Source organism: Thermoflavifilum thermophilum (assembly GCF_900116565.1).
Taxonomy (GTDB): Bacteria; Bacteroidota; Bacteroidia; order Chitinophagales; family Chitinophagaceae; genus Thermoflavifilum; species Thermoflavifilum thermophilum.
The window spans coordinates 1-4,036 of the sequence record NZ_FPCJ01000002.1; the positions used below are offsets into that span (position 1 = coordinate 1).

2 protein-coding genes are annotated in these 4,036 nt (G+C 51.9%); both read left to right on the top strand.

All coding sequences use genetic code 11. From position 1 onward, the window contains the following. A partial coding sequence (locus BM367_RS12060) for a T9SS type B sorting domain-containing protein (protein ID WP_177224242.1) occupies positions 1-291 on the top strand: 291 nt, incomplete at its 5' end. Between the two features lie 92 nt (positions 292-383). Continuing rightward, positions 384-4,036: DUF7948 domain-containing protein (locus tag BM367_RS12065; RefSeq protein WP_092461059.1), on the top strand; the 3,653-nt coding region annotated here is incomplete at its 3' end.

Below are 4,036 nucleotides of genomic sequence, written 5' to 3' on the forward strand. Positions count from 1 at the left end.
GTGGAGGCGTTGATCAATCCGTTGTTTGATGTGCCGAGTGCGTTTTCGCCGAATGGGGATGGGGTGAACGATGTGTTTCGGGTGCGGGGATTTGGGATAGAGCGGTTTGAGATGGAGATATACAATCGGTGGGGGCAGAAGGTGTATGAGAGTCGGGATGTGAATCAGGGATGGGATGGGACATACAGGGGCAAGCCGCAGCCGATGGATGCCTATGCCTATGTGATCCATATCCAGTTCACCGATGGCAGGCAGACAACGAAAACCGGCAGTGTGACGTTATTACGGTAGGCGGCCGGTGAAAAAATCCTGTTAAAGACGTGTAATCAATTCACCTTAACAGGCTTGAAAATCGTAAATTTAAACAATGGAGCAAGGCTACGATGACACATGCAACAGCTGATACTTTACCTGTTTCGGACGGGAACCTGCTGGCTTCACGTCTGGATGGAGGTGAAGTGCGCACATTCCGGTACTTTCACGAGCCCGGTTATTATCGGATAGCAATAGGGATGTTGCTGTTCATCGTATGCCATGGATGGCTTTATGGGCAGGCTTCCTTCATTGCTCCACGTGGCGATTCGGTGGAAGTACAACAAGCCACCCCATCCACATCAGCTTTTCCTTCTCTGCTTTTCATCAGAAATCAAGGACAATGGGATAGTCATATTTTGTACCGGGCTGATTTACCGGGTAATGGACAGTTGTTTCTCCAATCCAACGGTTTTGCAGTCACGGTTTTGAATCCAGAGGATATAGAGGCTATTGCACAAGATTACCATCCGGATGAAGCAGTCCAGACGGGATTGGCCAACTATGCCACAACCAGGCAGACTCGCTCGACGATTGCAGGTTGGGCAGTTCGTGGGCAAATGTACACCGTGCATTTTGAAGGCAGCCAACCCCACCCGGATATAGTTGCCGATCATCCCAGCGCGGCTTATTACAATTATTTCATTGGCAACGACCCCGCCCGCTGGGCTACCCATGTGCAGGCCTTTGAAGCCGTTACTTACAAGCAAATCTATCCCCATGTAGATGTCCGAATGTTTTCTTCTGCTTCCCGCCTAACCTACGACGTGATTGTGTATCCTGGCGGAAATCCCGATCAGGTCGTGATGTCGTATCAGGGTGTGGATAAGATTGAGATCAAAAAAAACCGCCTGGTTATTTACACCCGTTACGGGCAGATTGAGGAACAAACGCCTTATGCTTATCAATTTGTTGGCAATGAAAAACGAACCATCACCTGTAAATTTAAAATCAAAGGCAACCAGGTGCAATTCCATTTTCCGCATCCGGAAGAATGGAACCGACATTATCCTTTGATTATCGACCCCACCATTGTCTTTTCTTCTTTCACAGGTTCGAGGGCTGATAATTGGGGATATACAGCTACCTATGATGCGCAGGGGAATATGTATGTAGGGGGCATTGTGTTTGGCCAGGGTTATCCTGCACTACCCGCCAATCCGGGGCCTTTTCAGGCCACATTTGGTGGGGGTACTTCCTATGAAGGGAATACCTATGGTTTCGACATGGGCATCAGCAAGTTTAGTCCGGACGGGAAAAAATTGCTGTATTCCACTTATATAGGTGGTTCGGGTAATGAGCAGCCGCATAGCCTGGTGGTGAACAGCCAGGGCAATTTAATTATAGCGGGAAGGACCAATTCGCCCAACTATCCAATTTATCCTAAGGGCAATGTACTGGGGCCTCAGGGGGGATGGGATATTGTAGTCACAGAATTAAACCCTGCCGGAACGGCATTGGTGGGATCGATCCGGATTGGTGGTCGAAATGATGATGGGGTGAATATCACTTCCAACCGATCTGTGGGTACTGTGGGTTTGCTGCGGAATTATGGGGATGATGGGCGCAGCGAAGTAATCGTCGATCAGGCCGGGTATGTGTATCTGGCCAGCAGTACCCAGTCGCCCGATTTTCCGGTTACGCCGGGTGTATTCCAGCCTGTTAAAGGCGATGCCAGCAATGGTATATCAACACGGGGCCGGGGGGCTACGGCTAGTTATTACCAGCAAGATGGGGTGGTCATTAAGCTAAAACCCGATCTGTCGGGGGTAGTCTGGAGCAGCTTTTTAGGTGGGAATGCCGATGATGCAGCCTTTGTCTTGAAATTAGATGCCCAGGACAATCTTTACGTAGCTGGGGCTACGGCCAGCACCAATCTGGAACGTTTGGCTGCTAACCCGGCAGGCGTGATTCAAAACAGCTTTCAAGGAGGCGATGCCGATGGATTTATTGCCGAAATCACCAACGACGGTTCCAGGTTGATGCGCCTGACTTACCTGGGCACGGGTGGCGCCGACGAGATATACGGGATTGCACTCGACCGGAATGGCTTTGTATATGTATGTGGCACCACTACGGGTAACTGGCCGGTGATCAACGCCACTTATTTTAACCAGGGGGCCAAACAGTTTATTGCCAAGCTCAAGCCTGATTTGAGCGGATATGTGTATTCTACGACTTTCGGTAGCACCAATGCTACTGTGCCCAATATATCGCCAGTAGCTTTTTTAGTGGATCGCTGTGAGAATGTGTACGTATCCGGCTGGGGTGGCGGGGTGTGCTATAATAACCAATATTATGAAATTGCCGGGACCAACGGCATGCCTATCACCAACGATGCGATTAAAAAAACTACCGATGGCCGGGATTTTTATTTTTTTGTGCTGAAACGCGATGCTACAGCCATCCTGTATGGCAGCTATTTCGGCCAAAGCGGAGGGTGTACCGATCATGTGGATGGTGGTACCAGCCGCTTTGATCCGAACGGCATCATTTACCAGGCTATTTGTGCCAATTGTGGTGGAGGAGCCATTTTCCCGACCACCCCCGGCGTTTGGTCGCCATCGAATCCTACCTTGCGCCCGGGCAATCCCTATCAGGGAGCCATGTGCAATGAGGTAGCGTTGAAGATAGCGTTTAATTTGAGTGGGGTACATGTTGGGTTGAAGGCTTTGAATGGGGACACGAGCGGGTGTGTGCCGTTTACGGTGGAGATCAGCGACACGGCTGGGTTAGCCAAGCAATACGTGTGGGATTTTGGGGATGGGACGCCGCCGGTGAAGACGAGTGCGTCCAGCCAGCAGCATACGTATAATGCGGTAGGACAGTACCGGGTGATGGTGGTGGGGATAGATTCGGCGAGTTGCAACATAGCCGACACGGGGTACATGTGGGTGAAGGTAGGGGATAATCCGGCCGAGATTGGTTTTCGGGTGGAGAAGGTAGGGCCGTGCACGAGCTATCGGTATCGGTTCATCAACACGAGTGTAGCGTTGGGAGGGGGTGGTTTTACGGGCAGTTCGTTTGTATGGGATTTTGGGGATGGGACGCCGCCGGTGGAGGCAGGGTTGGACACGGTGGAGCATGGGTATGGGGGTCCGGGGGTATACCGGGTGATGTTGCGGTTGGTGGACACGAGTTTTTGCAATGCGCCGGCCGATAGTGTGGTGGTGTTGCGGGTAGCCTCGAATGTGAAGGCAGGATTTGAGGTGGACAGTGTAGGGTGCATACCTTATGAGGCGGAGTTTGAGAACACGAGTTTGGGGGGTAGTAGTTTTGAGTGGGATTTTGGGGATGGGACGACGAGCACGGAGGTGAATCCGGTACATGAGTACAGCAAGGCTGGGGTGTATGTGGTGCGATTGGTAGCCAACGACAGTACGACGTGCAACCGGACGGATACGGTGGTAGATACGATACGGGTGTATGGGAGGCCGGTGTCGTCGTTTGTGGTGAGTCCGGTGCCGCCGCAGGAGAATGTGGCGGAGGTGTTCACCAACCAGAGCCAGGGAGCGGTGAGGTGGTGGTGGGAGTTTGGGGATGGGACGGGAGACACGACGTATAATGCGAGTCATATATATCCGAAGACGGGGGTGTATGAGGCATGTTTACGGGTAGCCAATGAGTGGGGATGTGAGGACACGAGTTGCCAGGCGGTGGAGGCGTTGATCAATCCGTTGTTTGATGTGCCGAGTGCGTTTTCGCCGAATGGGGATGGGGTGAA